The organism is Streptomyces cadmiisoli (assembly GCF_003261055.1).
GTDB classification, from domain to species: Bacteria; Actinomycetota; Actinomycetes; order Streptomycetales; family Streptomycetaceae; genus Streptomyces; species Streptomyces cadmiisoli.
Genome location: NZ_CP030073.1, coordinates 8,586,611 through 8,608,639 on the forward strand (window position 1 = coordinate 8,586,611; position 22,029 = coordinate 8,608,639).

Here is a 22,029-nt window from a genome sequence, read left to right on the forward strand (position 1 = left end):
GCGCTGACCTCACCCTCGGTCCGAGGCATCGCTGATCGCGCCCTGGAAGTCCGTGGTCGAGTCCGTGGTCGAGTCCGTGGTTCACCCCGGGGTCGCCCGTACCGGCTCTCAGCCTGATGGCGCCGTGCCCTCGTCCCTGGTGTTCGCGGCCGGGGCGATCGCGAGGGCACCCGGCAGTGCGCGACGTGAGCTGATCCCGAGCTTCGTGTAGACCTTCCGCAGGTGCCACTCCACGGTGTGCGGGCTGATGAACAGCTCCGCCCCGATCTGCGGGTTCGTCATGCCGCCGGCGGCGAGAGTCGCGATCTGCGCCTCCTGTGGGGTCAGCGCGCTCGCCGGCTCGGTCTCCCGTACCCGGACGCGTTCGCCACTGGCGAGCAGTTCACGTCGAGCTCGCTCGGCGAACGCGTTCGCCCCCATTCCGTCGAACATCTCGTGGGCCGTGCGAAGGTGCTCCCGGGCGAGCGAGCGGCGGCGGGCGCGGCGCAGCCACTCGCCGTACAGCAGGTGGGTGCGTGCCACCTCCACGGCCACGCGGCCGCGGCCGAACTCATCGATCGCGGTCCGGTACAGGCGATCGGCCTTGACATCGTCGCCGGTGAGGAGAGCTTGGCTGCGAGTGCTGGCGCCACGGGCCCATCCGGAATCGGCGGCGCGGGTGAGTTCGACCAGCCGGGCAAGCGAGGTGCGGGCCTCGTCGAGTTCGCCGCATCTGGTCGCGGCCTCGATGTGTTCGACCAGCGACAGGCCGGTGAAGTTGAACCCGTCGTGCTCGATGCCGGAGCGGGCGGCCGCCAGCGCCTGGTCGTAGCGTCCCAGGCCGTTGAACAGCACGCCTTGGATACAGCCCGTGACGCCCAGCAGGGACACCTCGCCCCGCAGTGCGGCGCTGGCCTTGGCGCCTTCGATGATGCCGGCGGCAGCGTCCGCGTCGCCGCGCCACCCGGCCAGGACCAGGGTCGCGTATTGGTGCGGGGCGTGGCCGGTCGCGGCGGCGATCGCGTCGGCTTCCTCGATCATCCGGGCTCCCTCGGCGAAGTTGCCGGTGTGGATGTGCACCCCGCTGAGGTAGATCAGTGCCGGTGGCAGCGCGCCGAGCGCTCCGATGTCGCGAGCCAGGCGCACCGCACGTGTCGCCAGCATGTCCCACGCGTGCAGGTCCCAGGCGTGGTGAATGAACGCTTCCAGCGCGACCGGAGCCAGGAGAAGCCAGCGCATCGTCGCTTCCCGGGTGGCGAGTTCCTCATGCGCCAGAGGCTCCAGCGCGCGACAGAGTGCCGGGACACCGGTCTCGTAACCGTCTGCGAGGAGTGTGGCCACACCGTCCAGAAGCAGGTCGGCGGCCTTGGAGCCGGAGGAGGGCGCCCCGGAGCCGCGGGCCGCGATCGCTGCGGCGCGGGCGCCTGTCGGACCGTGGACCCTGCCTGCGAAGACGGTCGCGCTGATCGCCTCGAGGTAGGTCTCCCGTGCCAGTGGCAGCCCGGCGGCTGCAAACTGCGCGGCGGCGTCGAGGAGCAGAGGTGCCGCCTCGTCGCTGCGGCGGCGAGCGAAGAGGATCCTGGCACGCAGGCGCGCCAAGCGGGCTTGGTCCAAGGGGCTGAGGGGGCACAATTCGGCCCGCGTCGCCAGTTCCGTGGCGCGGTCGGGCGAGGCGGCCGAGAGATGCGCCTCGGCGGCCGCAAGGGCTCGGCGCCCCCGAGCCCAGGCGTCCGGTGTCACTTCGGCGGCGCGTTCCAGCAGGACGGCCTCGGCCGCCATGCCGCCACGCTGCCGTGCGCGGCCCGCGGCCTGCTCCAGTCCAGCGGCGACCTCCTCGTCGGGGCCATCGGCCGCCTGCGCGGCATGCCAGGCGCGCCGGTCGGGATCCAGAACCGGGTCCGTGGCCGCTGAGAGCGCCCGGTGCACCGCTCGGCGTTCTTCGGGCTCGGCTTGTCGGTAGACGGCCGAACGGACCAGCGGGTGGCGAAACCGAACGGACTCACCGAACTCGATCAGGCCGGCCGCCTTGGCCGGGGCGCCGTTGGGAGTGATCTCCAAAGCGTCGGCTGCCCGGACCAGCAGGCGCGCGTCACCGATCGGTTCCGCCGCGGCGATCAGCAGCAGCGTCCGGGTCGGTGCCGGCAGCGCAGCGAGCCGCCTGGCGAAGTCCCGTTCGACGCGGCTCGACACCGTCCCTTGGACAATCGGGGAACTCGAAGTCAAGCCGTATGCCAGCTCGGCGGCGCTGCGGCCGCGGGAGAACTCGAGCAGCGCGAGTGGGTTGCCATGCATCTCGGCCACGAAACGGTCCCGGACCCGCTTCTCCAGCCGCCCGCTCACGGCGGCTTCGAGGAGTTCTCCGCCTGCGGCGGCATCGAGACCGCCGATCCGTATCTCCGGCAGACCGGCGAGTGCGGCCTGACCCTCGGGGTCGCGTACCGCGAACACCATCGCGACCGGCTCGGCGAGCAGTCGCCGAGCCACGAACTCCAGTGTCTGCAAGGACACCTGGTCCAGCCACTGGGCGTCGTCGACCACAAGGAGTACCGGGCGGGTCTCTGAGGCCCGGGTGAGCAGAGTCAGCACCGCGAGGCCGACCAGGAAGCGGTCAGGTGGGTCTCCGGCCGCCATCCCGAACGCTACGCGGAGGGCATCGCGCTGCGGTCCGGGCAACGCCTCGACCTCGGCCAAGAACGGCGTACACAGCTGATGCAGGCTCGCGTACGGCAGCTCCATGTCGGCCTCAATGCCTCGCGCCCGGGTCACCGTCACCCGTGACGCCTGGGCGGCCACATACTCCAGAAGCACCGACTTCCCGATGCCCGCTTCGCCACGGATCACCCATACACGAGACCCACCTTTGCGCAGGCCGACCAGCAGGTCGTCGAGCGCCGCGCACTCGCGATGCCGGCCGACCAGGCCGGGAAGCGTGTTGACGGTCATGCGACGCGACTCCTAGAGGACTTCTGGGACGGCTCCCAGGGCGTTTGCCGGGACGATCGTGGGAGCGATATCGGTGAGGGCTCCCTTTCTCTCAGTCGGGCTAGCGGAAGAAATGGGGCAAATTGGAGGAATGTCATCTTCTGGGTGTGGTGATGTGCTTCGGGCTGCGTGGGCGCCACCCCGATGGGTGAGGGGCGGCTGACCGGCGGATTCCGCCGCCGTCCCCGCCCGCCATCAGTCGACGACGAGGCGTATGCCGGTGTGCTCGATGACATTTTCGCCTCTCCGCTCTTGGAGCCCTTGCCTGATCCGGACCGTGTGCGCCCACAAGACACCGGCAAATCTCGTCCTGTGACAGGACGGTGGTGTGTGGTACTTCACACTTCTCCGGCGTCGGGCCGGGGTGTCGGAATGACATGCCGCATTGCCTCCGCCGGAGACCACCCGAACGGAAAACCTGTGCGGTCGGTCAAGCCTGCCGAGCGGTGAGCGGAAGGCTTCCGTCCCAGGTCGAGAGTCATGCCGTACCAGGCAAACGAGATGACGTCTCAGCGGCTGTGACGGCTTCCACACCGGGAAATGCTCCCCGCGTGTCACGCACGGCGTCGCTACGCGGTCGAGGACCGACTACCGTCCGTCCGCTGTTGTAGGAGGTCCCGTGTATTCGCTCGGACACCAGCTCGCCACGTCCGTTCTCGTGGTGGGAACTGGTGGCTCAGGCCTCCGCGCAGCCATCGAAGTCGCCGAGGCCGGTGTGGCGGTCATCGCAGTCGGTAAACGCGGGGCCGACGGTGTCCGCGCCGTCACGGTATCCGGTAGTAACAACGCGGCGCCGGCCACCGCCGATCCCGCCCGCACCTGGGAGCAGCATGCCGCTGACACGTTGCAGGAGAGCGGCCTGCTGGCCGACCCACGCACCGCGCTGGTCGTGACCCGCAACGCCGCACAAGGCATCCACGACCTGGAGCGCTATGGGATGCGTTTCGACGGCCCAGGTGACGGCTGGATCGCCCAGCGCTACTTCGGTGCCAACTCCTACCGACGCGCCGCGTTCGCCGACGAGCGCACCGGCTCGGAGGTGCAACGAGTACTCCGCGAGCGCGCGGACCGGCTCGCCATTCCCGTCCTGTCGAACATGTACGTCACCCGACTGCTTGTCGACGACGGGACGGTGTTCGGCGCCTATGGGTTCGACCTCGTCGACGGCTCGCGCTACCTGGTGCATGCCGACGCCGTGATCCTCGCGACGGGCGGGCACACGCGCATCTGGCGGCGTACGTCCTCACGTCGTGACCAGAACATGGGCGACTCCTTCCGCCTCGCTGTCGAGGCCGGTGCCCGGTTGCGTGACCCCGAACTGGTGCAGTTCCACCCCTCCGGGCTGATCAGCCCGGAGAGCGCGGCCGGCACGCTTGTCAGCGAGGCTGCCCGTGGCGAGGGCGGGTTCCTGCTCAACAACCTGGGTGAGCGGTTCATGACGCGCTACGACCCCGAGCGAATGGAGCTGTCGAGCCGGGACAGGGTCGCGCTGGCGTCGTACACCGAGATCAAGGAGGGCCGCGGCTCGCAGGCCGGCGGCGTGTGGCTCGACCTGTCGCACCTGCCGCGTGACACGGTCCTGACGCGGCTGCCGCAGGTGCACCAGACCTTGTGGGACCTGCAGATGCTCGATGTCACATGCGACCCGATCGAGGTCGCACCGACTGCCGACTACTCGATGGGCGGTGTGTGGGTCCGGCCTGAGGACCAGAGCACCGATGTCGACGGGCTCTTTGCGATCGGGGAGGCCGCCAGTGGTCTGCACGGCGCGAACCGATTGGAGGGGAACTCACTGATCGAGCAACTCGTCTACGGCCAGATCGCCGGCCGGGCCGCTACGGAGTACTCGGCCAAGCTCACCGGCCAGCAACGGTCGCTCGGAGCGATTCGCGCCGCAGAGGTGGAAGTGAACCGGCTGCTTACTGCCGACGGCGACCAGAATGTCCGCGCGCTGCAACGGTCGGTGCGCCACCTGATGACGGAGCACGCCGGCGTCGTACGAGACGAGGCCGGGCTCGCCGCCGGGCTCGAAGGGCTCGACGAGATCGAGACCCGCATGGTGGACGTGGGCGTGCACATCGACATCAGCGGTGTCCAGGATCTTGCACACGCCTTTGACCTCAGATCCAGCGTTCTCGCGGCTCGAGCGACACTGGAATGCGCATTGGAGCGCAGGGAGACACGCGGGTGTCACAACCGGTCCGATTATCCCGACCTCGACCCGGACCTGAACGTCAACCTTGTGTGGTCGCCCGATACCGGAGTGCGCCGCGAACCGGTTGCACCGATCCCCACCGACATCGCCGAGTTGATGCACGACGGTTCTGCTTGACGTTCGACGTCGCCGTTCACCCCAGGCCGCTACGCCTGGATTAACGCCGGCTCAGCGTGGGGGAATGGGCAGGTTCAATGCGACCGTCTTGCCCTTGCCGTTGGGGGAGCTGTTCCAGTCGTCCACGAGTGACTCGACGATCAGCAGGCCACGGCCGTGCTCCGCCCGGGCGTTCTCCTCCGCGGCCAGAGTCAGGTGTGAGGGGACCGGTGGGTTGCTGTCCGAGTCCCGCACCTCCAGCCGGAGGTGGTCCTCGAAGGCGCGCAGCCGGACGTCCACATCGCTGCCTGCGTGGATGAGCGCGTTGGTGACGATCTCCGAAGCGACCAGTTCCAGGGTGTCCGACAAGTCTTGCAGACCCCAGGTGTCCAGTTGGTCGTGCACGAACGTGCGGGCCGTCCGCGCGCCGAGCAGGTCGCGGCGCTGGATGTGCAGGCCTGCCACCCGGGGCTCCTCCTGGCCCGGTGTCCCTTCGTACCGCGCCAGCAGGACGACGGCGTCGTCGCGTGGCTGCTGTGTGGCGCAGGCCTCGGTGATGATCAGGTCGGCAAGGTGCTCCAGGTCGGGTGTCGACGCCCCGCTCTCGCCCGAACCGAGCAGTACGTGTGCGCGGGTCTGTGGGTCGCTCGGGTGCCAGTCGACCAGCCCGTTGGTCCAGAGCATGAGGATCGAACCGGGGTCGAGTGTGTGCTCGCGCGCCTGGTAGGGATCAGGGACCGTCACGCCCAGGGGCACGTTGGCCGGTGCGTCCAGGGTGCGGATGTTCCCCTCGGGCGTCCGCAGGAGGGGAGCGGGGTGGCCGGCCAGGGCCACCTCGGCGGTGCCGTCCATCGTGTCCAGTGCGACCACACAACAGGTCACGGTCAGATCGGTGCCCAGCCGGTCGAGGAGACATCTGGTCCGGTCGATCACCGTGGCGGGCCGGTGCCCCTCGGCCGCGTAGGAGGCCATCGCGGTGCGTACCTGGCCCATGACGGCGGCGCTCTCCATGGCGTGCCCCTCGACGTCGCCGACGACGAGCACCGCACATGCACCGGGCAGTGTGATCACGTCGTACCAGTCGCCCCCCACGTTGGAGGTGGTACCGGCGGGCCGGTACCGCGCCGTGGTGGGCAGCCTCGGCAGGTCGGCAAGCTGGGGCGGCAGGAGGAAGCGCTGCAGGCACTCGGCTACGGCCCGCTGGCGCGCGCTGAGCTCCACGCGCTCCACGGCCGCTCCGAGCTGCCCCGTCATCATGCCGAGCAGGGCCCGCTCCTCCGGCGGGAACTCGCGCATGCCGTCGAAGGTCAGGCAGCAGACCCCGACGACCCTCCTGCCGCTGGTCAGCGGAAGGTCGATGAACTGCCCGTCGTCGGTGAGCGGGAGGTAGGCGACCGTCCGCGGCTGTTCGTCGGGCACGGGCAGGCCGGGACCCGGCGGTTCCACGTCGTGGACGAACAGCGGGCGTCCGCCGAGCGCCTGCGCCGCCGGGGTTCGTTCGTCCACGCTGACCCCGTGCAGCCCCCGGACCATGGTCGAGGAGTCACCGCTGTGCCCGAGGACCCACAAACGGCCCTCGCTCGCCGAGACCAGCGCCAGGGACCGGGCACGCAGGGGGGCCATGACGCAGTACTGCGCCGCCCGCACGACGTCGTCCACCGTCGTTGCCCGATTGAGCAGGTCGGCCAGCCGGCGCAGGGGGTACATCATGCTCGTACCCGCGGACCCGGGAACGCTGCGTACTCCCCAGCCCGGCGTGGACACGCTCGTGTCCACCTTGCTGTCGGGCGGGACCAGCATCGGCATGGGTCCGGCCGCCACGGTGACGCCCTGGTCGGCGAGCTTCTCCAGAGCCCGGGCGAGCTCGCCCCCGATCTCCTCCAACGCCGAGAGCTCGCGGGGCGGGAAGGGCCCAGCGGTCTCCAGCCGCAGCACGGTGAGTGCGCCGAATCGCCGCTCACCCGCGGTGACAGGGGCCGAGGCGGCGGCGTACGGGTAGGGCAGCGCGTGCTGCTGAGCAGGATCGGCGGGATCGGGATCGATCAGAACCGCCGCCCTCCCTGAGGCCCAGGCCCGCGCCGTGGCCGCGACCGAGTCCGGTTTCATCCGCCCGGGAAACGTGAAGAACGACGGCGCGCTGCCGCCGGCCAGCGCCAGCCGCAGTTCGCCTTGGTGCTCGTCGAGCAGGTAGACAGCCGCCGCCACGGCGCCCAGCTGCTGCCGGGCTGCGCGTGCGGCGTGGTGCAGGGCCTCCGCAAGTTCCGGTCCGTGCAGGGGCTGAGGCTCGCTGCTGCGGTGCCGGCCTGCTTCCGGATGACGGCTTGTCACGGGACGCTCCTCTGAGCGAAGCGCTGGGTGGTTCGAGGTGATGTGTCGGTTTTTGCGTGCACGGCAATTATTTGACGGGGGGAAGCGCCGCGCTATCCCGGCAGCATCGGTCGGTTTGGCGGACCTCGACCCTTGTAGGCAATTAAGTTGTGTACAGCTAAGAGCGGCGCGGGGGCCGTCCGGTGCTGGCCGCGGCGAACCCGCTGCGGGGTCTGGCCAGTGACGCCGCCTATGTCCGCAGTGTGATCAAGAGGGTGTCCGGGTCGGTGGTGCTGGTCGGCCACTCCTGCGGCGGCGCGGTGATCAGCTCGGCCGCCGCCGACGTGCCGCAGGTCAAGGCACTCGTCCACATCGCTGCCTTCGCCCCCGACAAGGGCGAGAGCGCGCTGGGGCTGTCCGGCAAGTTCCCCGGCAGCACCCTGGGACCCACTCTGAACCAGGTGCCCTTCCAGCCACCACCCACTGAACAGCGTCGACGGGCCGCCGTCCTGCGGCGGCGCGCTCCGTGGCCCGCGCCGTCCGGTTGCCGGGCTGCCCGACCCCCTCGAAGATGGTGCTCGGCGCAGCCTGTGTGAGGCCGCCCATTCACCAGTCTTGACGCTTATCGAGACAGCGCGCTTTCCCCGTTCGCATCCACCTTTGCGTACCGGCGCCCGGGCGAAGGAGGAACCGCTTGTTCAGCGCGTTCACCCAGATGTACAAGACCCGCGACTTGCGGAAGAAGCTGCTCTTCACGCTGGGTGTCATCGTGCTGTACCGGATCGGCGCGCACGTTCCCATCCCGGGGGTCTCCTACCCGAACGTGCAGCGCTGTGTGGACGCGGCGACCTCGGGCGAGGTCGGTCTGCTCGGCCTCGTCAACGCCTTCAGCGGCGGAGCCCTGCTGCAGATCACCGTCTTCGCCCTGGGAATCCTGCCCTACATCACAGCGAGCATCATCCTGCAGCTGCTGACCGTGGTCATTCCGAAGCTGGACACCCTCAAGAAGGAGGGCCCCGCCGGGCAGGCGAAGATCACGCAGTACACCCGCTATCTGACCGTCGGACTGGCAGTCCTGCAAGGCACCGGCCTGGTCGCCACCGCTCGCAGCGGCGCCTTGTTCCCGGGCTGCCCGGTGGCGTCCGCCATCGTCCCGGACACAGGCGTTTTCACGACCGCCGTGATGGTCGTGACGATCACCGCGGGGACAGCCTGTGTGATGTGGCTGGGCGAGCTGATCACCGAGCGGGGAATCGGCAACGGCATGTCGATGCTCATCTTCATCTCCATCGCCTCCACGCTCCCGGCGGCGCTGTGGGCGGTGAAGCAGCAGGGCAAGATCCTCGACGGCTGGCTCAACTTCGGCAGCGTCGTCCTGGTGGGGCTCGCCATGGTGGGCCTGGTCGTCTTTGTGGAACAGGCCCAGCGCCGCGTGCCGGTCCAGTACGCCAAGCGGATGGTGGGCCGAAGGTCCTACGGCGGAACGGCGACCTACATTCCCCTCAAGGTGAACCAGGCCGGCGTCGTCCCGGTCATCTTCGCCTCGTCGGTCCTCTACATCCCCGCGTTGATCGCCCAGTTCTCGCATTCGACCTCGGGCTGGGCCGCCTGGATCACCGGCAACTTCGTCAAGGGCGACCACCCCTACTACGTGGCCGCGTACTTCCTGCTGATCGTGTTCTTCGCCTTCTTCTACGTGGCGATCACGTTCAACCCGGAGGACGTGTCCAACAACATCCGGCGGGCCGGAGGGTTCATTCCGGGCATCCGGGCGGGCCGGCCCACAGCCGAGTACCTGAGCTATGTCCTGAACCGGCTGACCTGGCCGGGATCGATCTACCTGGGACTGATCGCTCTGGTCCCCACCGTCGCCTTCGCGAGTTTCGGGGGCGCCAACCAGCTCACCGGGACGAGCATCCTGATCATCGTGAGCGTCGGACTGGAGACGGTCAAGCAGATCAACAGCCAGATCGAGCAGCACAGCTATGAGGGCTTCCTGCGCTGACGTCGGCCGGCCGGGGGACTGTCAGGCGCCCGAGCGGGCCTGCTGACCGCGCGGCTCAGCTCCGACTCCGGGGGACATGGATTCCCGCGCTCATGTGCCGGCGAGGATCGCCTCCTCGTCCGTCGAAGTCGAGCGCGAGCTGGGCCGTCCTCGCAGTGCCCAAGCCGCCCGGGTGGCACACGCGCGACATCGCACAGCACCTCCGCCACGTCACTGCTCGGCGCCGCTTCAGCAGCCTCACCGTTCAACTGGGCGGATGCTTCATGGGAGCAGCGTCACCCAGGAACCGTGGGGGGCGGTGCGGAGAACGGACGAGAGTCCGGCCTCATGGAAAGCCGACTCGACATCCGTGAGTCCCTCGGAGAAGTGGGTCCAGCCGTCGTAGTGCGCAGGGATCACGATCTCCGCGCCCAGGACAGCGGCCGCCGCCGCGGTCCTGCTGCCGTCCATGGACAGCGGCCGCCCGTCGAACTTGGCAGGCACGCGAGCCGCTCCGGCGTGGAGCACCGCGGCGCTGATACCCGGGACCCGGCGGGACACTTCCGCCACTGTGCGGATGGAGGCGTTGTCCCCGCTGATGTAGACGGTCGGCAGACCGCTCCCGGACAGGACGAACCCGGTGACCTCGCAGTTGACGTTGCCCTGGGCGTCCCGCGCGCCGTCCTCGGGGCCGTGCACGGCAGGCACCGCGAGGACTGTGAGATCACCGCCGCCGTCCCGGCGCGGGAGGCGATGGCTGGTCCAGGGAGGCAGGCCGACGGCCCGTCCTGCGAGTCGCGCCGCGGACAGCGGCCCGGTCAGGACCACGGGGGCGTCCTGCGCGAATGCCCGTCCGCGGTCATCGAGGTTGTCCGGGTGCTGGTCATGGCTGATCAGCGCGGCGTCGACCGATCCCAGGGCACTCTCGGGCACAGCCGGGCCCGACGTCTTCGTCAGATACCCGTGAGGGCCGGGCTCATCGAAGGTCGGATCAGTCACGAGGCGCAGACCACCAATGTCGATCACAGCCGTCGGGCCGCCCAGTACGGTGACCGCGCATTGCTGTCGCGCCGGCTCCGTGCTCGTCATTGTCATCCTCCCTGATCGTTGATCGGTCGGTACGCGTTCACGCTAATCGTGAGAGTTCGGCCGCAGCACGACGATCACCTGCGCCGCGAGCGCGACGGCCACCGGGACGAGCGCGAGCCCGGCGGGTGCGACCGCCCCGGAAGTATTCGACCGGCCAATCATTGCAATTGATTGCTTGACCAAGCAACAACTAGCATACTTGCTTGGTCAAGCAACGCGAGAGGACCCCCGGTGCCCGGCAGCAGACACACCCCCTACGGCTTCTGGTACCGGCTGGCGGCGGCCATCGCGAAACCGGTGCTCTTCGTCCTCGTCCGACACCGGTGGCGAGGGCAGGAGCACATCCCAGCGGAGGGCGGGTTCATCACAGCCGTGAATCACATCTCCTACTTCGACCCGCTCACCTATGGGCACTTCCAGTACGACAGCGGCCGACCGCCCCGGCTGCTCGCCAAGGCCTCGCTCTTCGGCATCCCCTTCGTCGGCAGGGTGCTGCGGAGGACCGCCCAGATCCCCGTCCACCGAGGGACCGCGGACGCCGCGCTCGCACTCCGCGAGGCGGTGGAAGCGGTTCGCAAGGGGGAGTGCGTCGCGATCTACCCGGAAGGCACCGTCACCCGGGATCCCGGGCTCTGGCCGATGACCGCCAAGACCGGCGCGGCCCGGATCGCCCTCATGACGGGCGCACCCGTCATCCCGGTGGCCCAGTGGGGCGCCCACCGGATCATGCCGCCCTACGCCCGCGGCGGCCGGGGCGACCGCCGCGTGCGGCTGGTGCCGCGCCAACGCGTGCAGGTGGTCGCCGGGCCGCCGGTCGACCTCAGCCGACACCAGGGCGTACCCCTCACACCGGAGGTGCTCAAGGAGGCCACGGAGGACATCATGTCCGCGATCACCGCGCTCCTCGCCGAGATACGTGACGAACCGCCACCCGTCGCACGTGCTGCCGTTCGCCGCGCAGTGCGTGACGTCACGCAGTGAGTGGTGTGCTCAGGTGCGCGAGCATCTGGGCGCTTGCCACGTGGCGTGAGGTTCGCGGCAGCGCGCGTCCGCAGCTGCCTGGCGCAGTGACATCGGGTGCAACCCGTATCTCATGACGGGCGGGCGGACACACGCACAACGCCCGCCCTCGCTCCGCACTTCGGATACGTCCGCGACGCCGTCACCAAGGCGCACCCTGCCGGCAGGTCTGGACGGCGACCCCCAGGCGCGATCCTCATACCGGTGTGGCCCATTGGGCCGAGCCCGTACGCCCCGCCACCGCGCCCTATCGCAACCCCCCGACGGGCCGCACCACGCCGCCCCGACTGACCCGCCCGCCGACCTCCGACGAAAAGGACACCCCGACATGACCGACAACCGAACAGCCACTGTGCGCAGAGCCGATCCGAACGGCCTCGACCGGGCGGGCGAGCCGCAGCTCGACGACGCCCGGGTCTCGGCCTACCTCGAGCGCATCGGCGCCGCGCGCCCCGACCGGCCGGACGCCGGTCACCTGCGTGACCTGCAGTTGCGGCACGTGCGTTCCGTGCCGTTCGAGAATCTGGACATCCACTCCGGGAAGCAGATCGACCTCGATGCGCACTCGCTCGTCGACAAGATCGCGCGGGATCGGCGCGGCGGCATCCGCTACGAGGCGAACGGCGCCTTCGCCGCCCTGCTGACCTCCCTGGGCTACCGCGTCAGCCTCCTGTCCGCACGCGTCTTCCTCGGCGACGGGTTCGGCCCGCCCTTCGACCACCTTGCCCTGCGCGTCGACGCGGACGAGGCATGGCTCGTGGACGTGGGGTTCGGACGTCAGATCGAGTTCCCGCTCCGCCTCGACGAGCGGGCTGACCAGCACGGCCCCGGCGGCGTCTACCGCATCGCGGACGCAGCCGACGGCGACCTCGATATCTACCGGACGGTGAACTGCAGTACCGCGTCGAGCTTCGCCCACGTGCGCTGGCGGACTTCGCGACGGCCTGCTGGTGGCACAGCAACGCCCCACAGGCACACTTCACGCAGAACCTCGTGTGCTCGCTGCCCACCGAGACGGGCCGCATCACACTCAGCGGGCGGAGGCTGGTCGTCACGGAGGCCGGGGCCAGCCGGAATACGGAACTGCCCGAGGGCGCCGTACTGAAGGCGTATCAGGAGCACTTCGGTATCGTCCTGGACCGCGTTCCGAACGTGCTGCCGGTGCCACGCCGCGAGGCGCCCGCCGCAACGGGCCGCGGCGAACGCTGAACACGCATCACCGTCCTGGCGCGGCCGCGGTAGCCCGGAGCGTAGTCCCGCGTGTCCGGCTGCCGGACCAGATCGAGGTGCACTCGACCGGGCATCCGCGGCCGTGTGACCCCCGTGCCGAAGAGGATCGAGCACTGTGAGCCGGGAGGCGTCAGGTGGACCACTCGCGCCGACCGGAGCCGTAGCCGCTCGACGTCGCTTTCCTGCTCCGTAGTGCCGAGTTGTTCGACGGGGCCCTGGGGTCGGCGACTTCAGGGCAATGCGCGCGGACGAGTTGGAAGTCCGCGGTTCGCTTCCCCTGGGTGAGCGGCGGCCTGATGCGCTGTCGGACGGCGTAAGGGCGCCGGCGCACATTCATTCTTGACTGGTCAAGTATTGTGCTTCGTGTCTATGGCAGCCGTGCCCCGGGCGCATGTGCTCGCACGCCCGGAGCCGGACCGGCGATGCGCGGATTCGACCAGGAACAAGAGGGTGCTGTGGGAGGTGTCATTGTCATCGGAGGCGGCCCGACCGGGCTGTGGACGGCTGCGGAACTCCGCCTGCGGGGGGTGGACGTCACCGTTGTCGAGCAGCTTCCCGAGCCCAGTCCGTACACCAAGGGTTTCACCATCCAGCCACGCACCATGGAAGTGTGGGCGTCGCGCGGCATCGCCGAGCGGTTCGTCGAGCAGGGCAGGCGCATCCCCAGCGGTCACTTCGGGCTGCTCGAACAGCGGATGGACTTCAGCGGGCTGGACACCCCATACCCCTACACCCTGATGCTGCCGCAGCCCAGGGTCGAGCAGTTGCTGGAGGAGTACGCGCTCCAACTGGGCGCGGACATCCGCCGTGGACACACGTTCACCGGCTTGGAGGAGAAGCCCCACTCGGTGGTTGCCCACGTCCGGGGACCGCAGGGCGCATACGCGTTGGAAGCCGACTTTCTCGTCGGCTGTGACGGAACGCGGAGCGCGGTGCGCGAGGGTGCGGGCATAGGCTTGTCCGGGACCGAGTCCACCTGGTACGGGTGGCTGGCCGACGTCGCGCTCGACGACCCGCCGGAGCAAGTGCCGTACTCGCACGTCAATGCCCGGGGCACCCTGATGGTCGTGCCGATGTCACCGGGTGTGTACCGCGTCGGTGGGCTCGACCTCGAAGATCGCAGCGCCGGGTGGGACGGGTACACGGTCGAGGAGCTCAGCGCCAGGACCGCCGCTGTCGCGGGGACCGACTTCGGGCTGCGCGACCCCTTGTGGGTGTCCCGCTCCGGCAACGCGGCGAAGCTCGCGGACCACTACCGCAAGGGCCGCGTCCTTCTCGCGGGGGACGCCGCGCACCGGCATCTCCCGGCGGGCGGTGTGGGACTGAACGTCGGGATCCAGGACGCGTGGAACCTGGGCTGGAAACTCGCCGCCACACTGCAGGGCCGGGCCCCCGCCGGACTTCTGGACACCTACGAGCGGGAGCGCCGCCCGGTGGGTGTGGAGCTGCTCGAAGTCACGAACGCCCAGAGCGTGCTGATGACCGCCTGGACTCCGGAGGGCAGGGACCTCCGTTCGGTCCTGGGCAACGCCGTCGCGAGGCAGCCCGCGTTCTCGCGGTACCTCGCTGAGACCGTGTCGGCGCTGTCGGTGGCCTACCCGCCGGACACCCCCGACGCCCATCCGCTCGTCGGGCACAGGGCGCCGGACCTGCGCTTCTCACAAGGCGCGAGCCTTTTCGCCCTGCTGCGGCCCGGGCAGCACGTCCTTCTCGACCTCACGGGCGGGAAAGTGGCGCAATCCATGGAACGGGCAACGCCCGGCAGGCACTTCGGCGTGTGGTACGCCGATTCCCTCGCCGAAGAGAGGGCGGACTGGAAGGATGTCCGCGCCGTCCTCGTGCGTCCGGACGGGCATGTGGCCTGGGCTTCCGGGGAGACGGGCGACGAGAGGCTTGCGGACGCGGCGGCCACGGCGCTCGCTGCGGCCGGACGGTAGCGGCTGGCCGGACCGGCCACCGGAAATGCCGAAGGCCGGTCCCGTGGCTCCGCCGTGAATCGCCACCTTCTCGCCGGAGACCCGGCAGAGGAAGGACGCCGCACAGCAGCAGGGCCGCGGCCGGGCGGCCGACTTCGAACTGCGCACCGGCCGGCACGCTCGCCGGCCCTCGGCCGTCCGTCCGGGGCGTCAGGGCGGCGACGGCCGCCTCTGACGACCCCTGCCCGACTTAGGAACGTCGGGGTGCCGTCTCGGGACGGCAAGCGCAGACTGGAAGAACCTGGCCCAGGGATGCGTCGCAGGGTGTGCGGAATTGGCTGCCGTCGCGCTCTCAGCGGCCTCGCCGGCGCGGGCGACACCTGATCGTGGCGGGGGCCGGTGGGCGACTCGACGTGCGGGGAGCGCATATGTCCAAGCAGACGAACATGGCGGCTCAGACCGCTTTCGCACGGGCCGTGGTCACCGGCGACCTCGACGCCTTGGAGCAAGTCGTGGCACCCGGTTCGATCGATCACGATCCCGCCACCGGCCAGGGGCCCGGACCGGAGGGCTACAAGGTCATGTTCGCCGAGCTCCGCTCCGCCTTCCCGGACCTGAACGTCGAAGTTGAACATCTCCTCGCCACGGATGACGAGTTGGCCTTCGCCTACACCATCAGCGGAACGCATCTCGGAGAGCTGATGGGACACCCTCCGACCGGCCGGACGGTGATGTATCGGGGCATGCAGATCAGCCGCTTCGACAGTGACGGCAAACTGGTCGAACGCTGGGGCAGCAGCGACGAACTGGGCATGCTCCGCCAGCTCGGCCTCGCCGAGACGCATTGACGGCGCCGCCGTTCCTCGCCTCCGAGCGGGCCTCGTACATCACCGGTGCCAACCTCGCCGTCGCTGGCGGCACCACTGACCGGTAGCACTGAGTTGCGGCGTTTTGCCTCCTCTCCCCCGGGCAGGAGCGCCATCCGTGGCGGCGCCGCGCACGACGCCGTGGCCCTCGCTGCGGCGCCGGCCTCAGGCCACCGCCCGTTCCTGCCAAGCCTGCTCCAGTGCGCGGGTGAACACGGCCGCCGGCTGGACGCCGTTCACGCCGTAACGGCGGTCGAGGACGAAGAAGGGGACTCCGCCGACGCCCAGGTCGGCTGCCATCTGCTCGTCGGCGCGGACCTCGGCGGCGAACGCGTCCGGATCGTCGAGCACGCCTCGGGTTTCCTCCGCGTCCAGTCCGGCCTCGATCGCGAGGGCGGACTGAGTCTCCCTGTCGTAGATCGAGCGCTCGTCCGCGAAGTTGACCTTGAAAGCGAGGTCCGTCAGCTCGGCCCGCCGGCCCTTCGTCGCGGCGAAATGGAGGAGGCGGTGGATGTCGAAGGTGTTCCCGAAGACCCGACCGCCGATGCGGTATCCCAGCCCCAGCTCCCGCGCCATGGCTGCCGCTCGCTCCTCCCGGGCGACCTGTTCGTCGCGCGTCCGCCCGTACTGCGCCGCGACGGCGTCGATGATCGGCACTGTGCCGTTCTGGGCCCGGGGGTTGAGTTCGAACGATCGGTGCACCACCTCCACCTCGTCCCGGTGGGCGAAGGCGGCGAGCCCTTGGTCGAACCGCGCCCGACCCACGTAGCACCAAGGGCAAGCGATATCGGTCCATATCTCGACACGCATGTGCAGCGCCTTTCTCATCTGTTCGCTCGCACTCCGCGACTCGTCGTCGTGGGGGAGCGAGCCCTCTGTCCGGCAATAGTAGACGACCGAACGTCTACTAGGTCCGGCCGTCTACGCGGGCTTCGCCAGGAGCGGCGCCGACGGTCAGCCGGAAGTCGTGAAGGGGGTGCGGCACCACGTCCGTCCTCTGCCTCATGCCGTCTGCCAGATCCGGGCGAGGGCCGTTGTGGTGAGGACCTGGTCGGGGCTGCCTTGCCCGACCAGTCTTCCGTTGCTGAGCAGCAGGCAGGAGTCCGCGGCGCGGGCGGCGTCCAGATCGTGGGTGGCCTGGATCACGGTCGTGCCGTCGGTGACCAGTTCCGTCAGCAGGGCCGCGATCCGTTCGCGGGACTCGGGGTCGAGCCCGGTGGTCGGCTCGTCCAGCAGCAGCAGGTCGGACTGCTGGGCCACGCCCTGGGCGATCAGGACGCGCTGGCGCTGACCGCCCGACAATTCCCCGAGCTGGCGGGCGGCGAGGTCGGCGACGGCCAGTCGTTCCATGGCGGTATCGACCACCGTTCGGTCCTGGCGGGTCAGTCGGCGCCAGGGTCCGCGCTCGCCCCAGCGTCCCATCTCCACTGTTTGCCGCACGGTGAGCGGCAGGGTGTCGCCGACGGCACCGCGTTGCGGTACGAACGCCGGTGGGTGGCCCTCGGCGTACCGCAGCTGTCCCGATGTGGCCTCGATCACGCCGGCGAGGACGCCGAGCAGGGTGGACTTACCGCTTCCGTTCGGTCCGACAAGAGCGGTCATGGTCAACGCCGTTATTCGCGCGGTCAGTTGGTGGAGGACGGGTCTGCCTGAGTAGCCGGCGTTCAGGCCGGTGAATCGGACGCGCAGGTTTCCTTCGGTGGGGCCGGGCTGTACGGGGCGGTCTTTGTTGAACATGATTGTCATTGTAAGGTCAACGCATGGAGTGGTTGACGGTCCCCTTCGAGGTGACCTTTGTGCAACGGGCCCTGTGGGCCGGGATTCTGGTGTCGGCGATCTGCGCCCTCGCGGGTACGTGGGTGGTGCTCAGGGGGATGGCTTTCCTGGGTGACGCCATGTCCCACGGCCTGTTGCCGGGCGTCGCGGTCGCCGCGCTGCTGGGAGGCAATCTGCTGGTGGGGGCAGTGGTGAGCGCCGTCGTCATGACGGCCGGTGTCACCGCTCTCGGGCGCACTCCGGGGCTGTCCCAGGACACCGCCATCGGCCTGCTCTTCGTCGGCATGCTGTCGCTCGGTGTCATCATCGTCTCGCGGTCGCAGTCGTTCGCGGTGGATCTCACCGGGTTCCTCTTCGGCGACGTCCTCGCCGTACGCGAGAGCGACCTGGCGCTCCTGGGGGCGGCGCTGCTGCTGGCGCTGGTCGTCTCGGTACTCGGTCACCGGGCCTTCCTGGCCCTGGCGTTCGACGCGCGCAAAGCGCGAACGCTCGGTCTGCGCCCCCGCCTTGCCCACGCCGTACTGCTCGGACTGCTGGCCCTGGCCATCGTCGCCTCCTTCCACATCGTGGGCACGCTGCTGGTGCTCGGATTGCTCATCGCCCCGCCGGCGGCGGTCCTCCCGTGGGTGCGCAGCGTGCGAGGCGTCATGTTCCTCGCGGCGGTCGTCGGCGCGACCGCCACGTTCGGTGGCCTGCTGCTCTCCTGGCATCTGAGCACCGCGGCCGGTGCGACCGTGTCGGCCCTCGCGGTCAGCCTCTTCTTCCTGTCCCGTCTGGCGTCCGGGCTCCGCCACCGACGCCGTGCGCACCTCGCGGACGCCTTCGCCCTCGGGCCCGCGATCACCGCGCATGCCTCCACGACCCGACCGAACGAATCCTGAGGCAATCTCCTTGTTCGTCCGAAGAATCGTCCTTGCTCCGGCGTCGACACTCCTGGCCGCGGTCCTGCTGGCCACGGGCTGCGCGGGCCAGGACGACACCGAGTCCCCTCCCTCCAACACCCCTCACGGCTACGTCGAAGGAGCCACGGAGTCAGCCGAGCAGCAGTCCCGGCTCCTGCTCGGCGACGCCGGCACCGGCGACACCCGGGTGCTCGACCTGATCACCGGCAAAGTGCACGGCACCGCACGCCGAACGGGGGTCACCGAACTCACCACGGACGGCCGCTTCGGCTACTTCCACGGCCCCGACAGCACCCACGTCGTCGACGGCGGCGCCTGGACGGTCGACCACGGAGACCACGTCCACTACTACCGCGCGAAGGTCCAGGACGTCGGCGACCTGCCGGGCGGCACCGGCACCCGGATCCGCAGCGACGCGGGCGTGACCGTGGTGACCGGAGCGGACGGCGCTGCGGACGTCTACACCCGCGCCGATCTGGAGACGAGCGCGATCGGTACCCCTGTCCGCCTTCCCGGCACCTACACCGGCGCCGTGGTGCCGTATGCGGAGCACCTGATCGCGCTGACTGACGTCGGGGACGGCCGCGCGAAGGCCGTCGTGCTCGATCGTGCGGGCAAGCGCGTCGCCACACCGGAGGCCGGTTGTCAGGATCCGCGCGGCGACGCCGTCACCCGGCGGGGGATCGTCCTCGGGTGCGCCGACGGAGCGTTGCTGATCCATGGGAACGACGGCACGTTCAACGCCGAGAAGATCCGTTACAGCGCGGACGTACCCACGGTGGAGCGGGCCACGGAGTTCCGGCACCGCGCGGGCAGCACCACGCTCACCGCACGCGCCGGGAAGAACGCCGTCTGGGTCCTGGACGTCATCGAGCGTGCCTGGACACGAGTGGAGACCGGCCCTGTCGTCGCCGCCAACGCAGCGGGTGAAGGCTCCCCACTGATCGTCCTGGAGACCGACGGAGCCCTCCACGGCTACGACATCGTCGACGGCAAGGAGACCGCGGTCACCCAACCACTGATCGAGCACATCCCCGAGGCCGCGACCGGCGAGACCGCGGCCCCGGTCATCGAGGTCGACCGGAGCCGGGCCTACCTCAACGATCCGGCGGGCAAGCGTGTGTACGAGATCGACTACAACGACAACCTGCGTATCTCCCGCACCTTCGACCTGGACGTCAGGCCGTCCCTGATGGTGGAGGCGGGACGATGAACGCGCGCGTGCGAACGGCGCGGGCACGCGCCCTGCTGCTCGCCCTGGTCAGTTTTGTCTGCGCAGGTACGGCAGCCGGCTGCGCGAGCGCTGAGGACCGCTTCTCGGTCGTGGTGACGACGAACATCCTCGGTGACATCACCCGCGAGATCGTCGGAGACGAGGCGGATGTCACTGTCCTGATGAAGCCCGACGCCGACCCGCACTCCTTCGGCCTGTCGGCCGTACAGGCCGCCGAGTTGGAGAACGCCGACCTGGTCGTCTGCAACGGGCTGGGCCTGGAGGAGAACGTACTGCGGCACGTGGCGGCCGCCCGCGAGTCCGGTGTGGCGACCTTCGCCGCGGGCGAGGCGGTGGACCCGCTCACCTTTCACGCAGGCGAGGACGGCGGTCCGGTCGAGGAGGCCGGCGAGCCCGACCCGCACTTCTGGACAGACCCGGACCGGGTGCGCAAGGCCGCCGGGCTGATCGCCGACCAAGTGGTCGAGCATGTCGACGGCGTGAGCGAGAAGGCCGTCCGGGACAACGCCGAACGCTATGACGGACAACTCGCCGAGCTCACCGCCTGGATGGAGAAGTCCTTCGCGGCCCTACCCGAGGACCGCCGCGCCCTGGTGACCGACCATCACGTCTTCGGGTACCTGGCCGACCGCTTCGACTTCCGCGTGATCGGCGCGGTCATCCCCAGTGGCACGACACTCGCCTCGCCCAGCTCCTCCGACCTGCGCTCCCTCACGCAGGCCATGGAGGAGGCCGGGGTGCGCACCGTGTTCGCCGACTCCTCCCAGCCCACCCGGCTGGCCGAGGTCCTGAGTCAGGAGATGGGCGGCGACGTGGACGTCGTCGAGCTGTATTCCGAGTCGCTCACCGAGAAGGGCAGGGGCGCCGGCACCTACCTGGAGCTGATGCGCGCCAATACCTCGGCCATGACCAAGAGCCTCACCCGCGACTGAACGAGTTTTCCATGCGGTCCGGCGGGCCGACCGCCGACCGCCCCACCCCCGAACACCACCCCATGAGGGCCTGAGAGGAAACTTACGATGGACAAGTCGAAACGCGTCAGAACATTCACGAGCACGGCGCTCGCCCTGACGGCGTCCGTGGCGCTGACCGCTTGCGGCGGCAACGACGACGCCTCCTCCGAGGCCAAGCCGAAGCAGTCGTCGCGCGGCGAGACGGCCGCGGTCAGGAACCCGCTGGTCGCCTCCTACGACGGGGGACTGTACGTCCTCGACGGCGAGACCCTGAAGCTGGCGAAGACGATCGAGCTGCCCGGTTTCAACCGCGTCAACCCCGCGGGCGACGAGGACCACGTCGTCATCTCCAGCGACAGCGGCTTCCGTGTACTGAACGCCGCCCGGCAGACCTTCACCGACGCCGAGTTCAAGGGTTCCAAGCCCGGTCACGTGGTGCAGCACGCCGGCAAGACGGTCCTGTTCACCGACGGAACCGGCGAGGTGAACGTCTTCGACCCCGCCGACCTCGCCGACGGCGGTAAGCCGCAGACCCGTAACTACACCTCCGCCGAGCCCCACCACGGCGTAGCCATCGAGCTGACCGACGGCGAACTCCTCAGCACCCTGGGCACCGAGGAGAAGCGCACCGGCGCCCTGGTCCTGGACAAGAACAACAAGGAGATCAAGCGCGCCGAGAACTGCCCCGGCGTGCACGGCGAGGCCGCCGCGAAGGGCGAGGCGATCGCCGTCGGCTGCGAGGACGGCGTACTCCTCTACAAGGACGGCAAGTTCACCAAGGTCGATGCGCCCGACGGCTATGGCCGCATCGGCAACCAGCGGGGCAGCGACCTTTCCCCCATCCTCCTGGGCGACTACAAGACCGACCCGGAAGCGGAGCTGGAGCGGCCCTCCCGCGTCTCGCTGATCGACACCGAGACGGCGACGCTGCGCCTGGTCGACCTCGGCACCAGCTACTCCTTCCGCTCACTTGCCCGCGGTCCGCACGGCGAGGCGCTCGTGCTCGGCACCAACGGCATCCTCCACGTCATCGACCCCGAGACGGGCACGGTGGAGAAGAAGATCGACGCGGTCGGCGACTGGACGGAGCCTTTGGACTGGCAGCAGCCCAGGCCCACGCTGTTCGTCCGCGACCACACCGCCTACGTCTCCGAACCTGCCAAGCGCCAACTGCACGCCTTCGACCTGGACACGGGCGAGAAGCTCACGTCCGTGACTCTTCCGAAGGGCACCAACGAACTGTCCGGCACCGTGGCCGGCCACTGACCGCTGTACCGGCGGCGGAACTCCGCCGCGCCTGCCCCTCGGCTCCGTGCCGGTGGGCAGGCGCGGCCACGGCGAACCGGCGAGGAGCGTGTTCCGAGTTGAGATCACGCAATCCGTCACTTTCGCCCTGCGAGTCAGCAACGGACCGGAAAGGCCCGGCGACCGCACGCCGTACGTCGACGCGGGCACGCGCGGCGCTGCCCGTCCCGCTTTG

At 69.6% G+C, this 22,029-nt stretch carries 15 protein-coding genes and 2 pseudogenes; 12 read left to right on the plus strand and 5 right to left on the minus strand.

All coding sequences use genetic code 11. From position 1 onward, the window contains the following. Window positions 1-108: 108 nt before the first annotated feature. Window positions 109-2,922, minus strand: a complete 2,814-nt coding sequence (locus DN051_RS37790; RefSeq protein ID WP_112441327.1) for a helix-turn-helix transcriptional regulator — start codon at window positions 2,920-2,922, stop codon at window positions 109-111. Window positions 2,923-3,580: 658 nt separating this feature from the next. Between DN051_RS37790 and DN051_RS37795 the strand changes: the two genes are divergently transcribed. Continuing rightward, entirely contained in the window at window positions 3,581-5,293 is a 1,713-nt protein-coding gene (locus tag DN051_RS37795) for an FAD-binding protein (protein ID WP_112441329.1), read from the plus strand. Window positions 5,294-5,344: 51 nt separating this feature from the next. On the opposite strand, the gene DN051_RS37800 is transcribed toward DN051_RS37795, so the two are convergent. Next, window positions 5,345-7,600, minus strand: a complete 2,256-nt coding sequence (locus DN051_RS37800) for a SpoIIE family protein phosphatase (protein WP_112441331.1) — start codon at window positions 7,598-7,600, stop codon at window positions 5,345-5,347. 164 nt (window positions 7,601-7,764) lie between these two features. Here DN051_RS37800 and DN051_RS37805 point away from each other — a divergent pair. After that, a pseudogene (locus tag DN051_RS37805) lies at window positions 7,765-8,175 on the plus strand (alpha/beta fold hydrolase); the annotation flags it as partial. Between the two features lie 119 nt (window positions 8,176-8,294). Further along, window positions 8,295-9,584, plus strand: coding sequence for a preprotein translocase subunit SecY (secY, locus tag DN051_RS37810; protein WP_381279765.1), 1,290 nt, complete (start codon window positions 8,295-8,297; stop codon window positions 9,582-9,584). 261 nt (window positions 9,585-9,845) lie between these two features. Here secY and DN051_RS37815 read toward each other — a convergent pair whose 3' ends face one another. Then, complete coding sequence (locus DN051_RS37815) at window positions 9,846-10,652, minus strand: MBL fold metallo-hydrolase (RefSeq protein ID WP_112441335.1); 807 nt, start codon at window positions 10,650-10,652, stop codon at window positions 9,846-9,848. A 231-nt stretch (window positions 10,653-10,883) separates the two neighbouring features. On the opposite strand from DN051_RS37815, the gene DN051_RS37820 reads away from it, so the two are divergent. The 5 genes and pseudogenes from DN051_RS37820 to DN051_RS37840 all read left to right on the plus strand — a co-directional run bounded on the left by DN051_RS37820 (window position 10,884) and on the right by DN051_RS37840 (window position 15,666). Continuing rightward, the gene (locus DN051_RS37820) at window positions 10,884-11,633 is read left to right on the plus strand and encodes a lysophospholipid acyltransferase family protein (protein ID WP_112441337.1); all 750 of its coding nucleotides are present in this window, start codon (window positions 10,884-10,886) and stop codon (window positions 11,631-11,633) included. A gap of 367 nt (window positions 11,634-12,000) precedes the next feature. Next, window positions 12,001-12,477, plus strand: a pseudogene (locus tag DN051_RS47590) (arylamine N-acetyltransferase family protein); the annotation flags it as partial. A gap of 119 nt (window positions 12,478-12,596) precedes the next feature. Continuing rightward, window positions 12,597-12,881 carry an arylamine N-acetyltransferase gene (locus DN051_RS47595; RefSeq protein WP_342781587.1) on the plus strand — a complete coding sequence of 95 codons (285 nt, stop codon included), beginning with the start codon at window positions 12,597-12,599 and terminating at the stop codon, window positions 12,879-12,881. A gap of 476 nt (window positions 12,882-13,357) precedes the next feature. Continuing rightward, window positions 13,358-14,839: an FAD-dependent oxidoreductase gene (locus DN051_RS37835; RefSeq protein ID WP_246040749.1), complete on the plus strand. Its 1,482-nt coding sequence runs from the start codon at window positions 13,358-13,360 to the stop codon at window positions 14,837-14,839. Window positions 14,840-15,246: 407 nt separating this feature from the next. Next, window positions 15,247-15,666 carry an ester cyclase gene (locus DN051_RS37840; protein ID WP_112441341.1) on the plus strand — a complete coding sequence of 140 codons (420 nt, stop codon included), beginning with the start codon at window positions 15,247-15,249 and terminating at the stop codon, window positions 15,664-15,666. Between the two features lie 183 nt (window positions 15,667-15,849). On the opposite strand, the gene DN051_RS37845 is transcribed toward DN051_RS37840, so the two are convergent. Then, window positions 15,850-16,494, minus strand: a complete 645-nt coding sequence (locus tag DN051_RS37845) for a DsbA family oxidoreductase (RefSeq protein ID WP_112441343.1) — start codon at window positions 16,492-16,494, stop codon at window positions 15,850-15,852. A 192-nt stretch (window positions 16,495-16,686) separates the two neighbouring features. Further along, window positions 16,687-17,430 (minus strand): zinc ABC transporter ATP-binding protein AztA, encoded by a 744-nt coding sequence (gene aztA / locus DN051_RS37850; RefSeq protein ID WP_112441345.1) that lies wholly within the window; start codon window positions 17,428-17,430, stop codon window positions 16,687-16,689. 14 nt (window positions 17,431-17,444) lie between these two features. Here aztA and aztB point away from each other — a divergent pair, with 14 nt between their 5' ends. The 4 genes from aztB to aztD all read left to right on the plus strand — a co-directional run bounded on the left by aztB (window position 17,445) and on the right by aztD (window position 21,815). After that, window positions 17,445-18,341, plus strand: coding sequence for a zinc ABC transporter permease AztB (aztB, locus tag DN051_RS37855; protein WP_112441347.1), 897 nt, complete (start codon window positions 17,445-17,447; stop codon window positions 18,339-18,341). A gap of 10 nt (window positions 18,342-18,351) precedes the next feature. Next, window positions 18,352-19,575 (plus strand): hypothetical protein, encoded by a 1,224-nt coding sequence (locus tag DN051_RS37860; RefSeq protein ID WP_162625063.1) that lies wholly within the window; start codon window positions 18,352-18,354, stop codon window positions 19,573-19,575. Further along, window positions 19,572-20,528 carry a zinc ABC transporter substrate-binding protein AztC gene (aztC, locus tag DN051_RS37865; RefSeq protein ID WP_112441349.1) on the plus strand — a complete coding sequence of 319 codons (957 nt, stop codon included), beginning with the start codon at window positions 19,572-19,574 and terminating at the stop codon, window positions 20,526-20,528. Before DN051_RS37860 ends, aztC begins: the two co-directional genes overlap by 4 nt. A gap of 87 nt (window positions 20,529-20,615) precedes the next feature. After that, window positions 20,616-21,815, plus strand: a complete 1,200-nt coding sequence (gene aztD, locus DN051_RS37870; RefSeq protein ID WP_112441351.1) for a zinc metallochaperone AztD — start codon at window positions 20,616-20,618, stop codon at window positions 21,813-21,815. The last annotated feature ends 214 nt before the right edge of the window (window positions 21,816-22,029 follow it).

Bases quoted from the DNA above. Each gene is read 5' to 3' on its own strand.
- aztD (WP_112441351.1), top strand. From the start codon at position 20,616: ATGGACAAGTCGAAACGCGTCAGAACATTCACGAGCACGGCGCTCGCC.
- aztB (WP_112441347.1), top strand. From the start codon at position 17,445: ATGGAGTGGTTGACGGTCCCCTTCGAGGTGACCTTTGTGCAACGGGCC.
- DN051_RS37840 (WP_112441341.1), top strand. From the start codon at position 15,247: ATGTCCAAGCAGACGAACATGGCGGCTCAGACCGCTTTCGCACGGGCC.
- DN051_RS37845 (WP_112441343.1), bottom strand. From the start codon at position 16,494: ATGCGTGTCGAGATATGGACCGATATCGCTTGCCCTTGGTGCTACGTG.
- secY (WP_381279765.1), top strand. From the start codon at position 8,295: ATGTACAAGACCCGCGACTTGCGGAAGAAGCTGCTCTTCACGCTGGGT.
- aztA (WP_112441345.1), bottom strand. From the start codon at position 17,430: ATGACAATCATGTTCAACAAAGACCGCCCCGTACAGCCCGGCCCCACC.
- DN051_RS37790 (WP_112441327.1), bottom strand. From the start codon at position 2,922: ATGACCGTCAACACGCTTCCCGGCCTGGTCGGCCGGCATCGCGAGTGC.
- aztC (WP_112441349.1), top strand. From the start codon at position 19,572: ATGAACGCGCGCGTGCGAACGGCGCGGGCACGCGCCCTGCTGCTCGCC.
- DN051_RS37815 (WP_112441335.1), bottom strand. From the start codon at position 10,652: ATGACGAGCACGGAGCCGGCGCGACAGCAATGCGCGGTCACCGTACTG.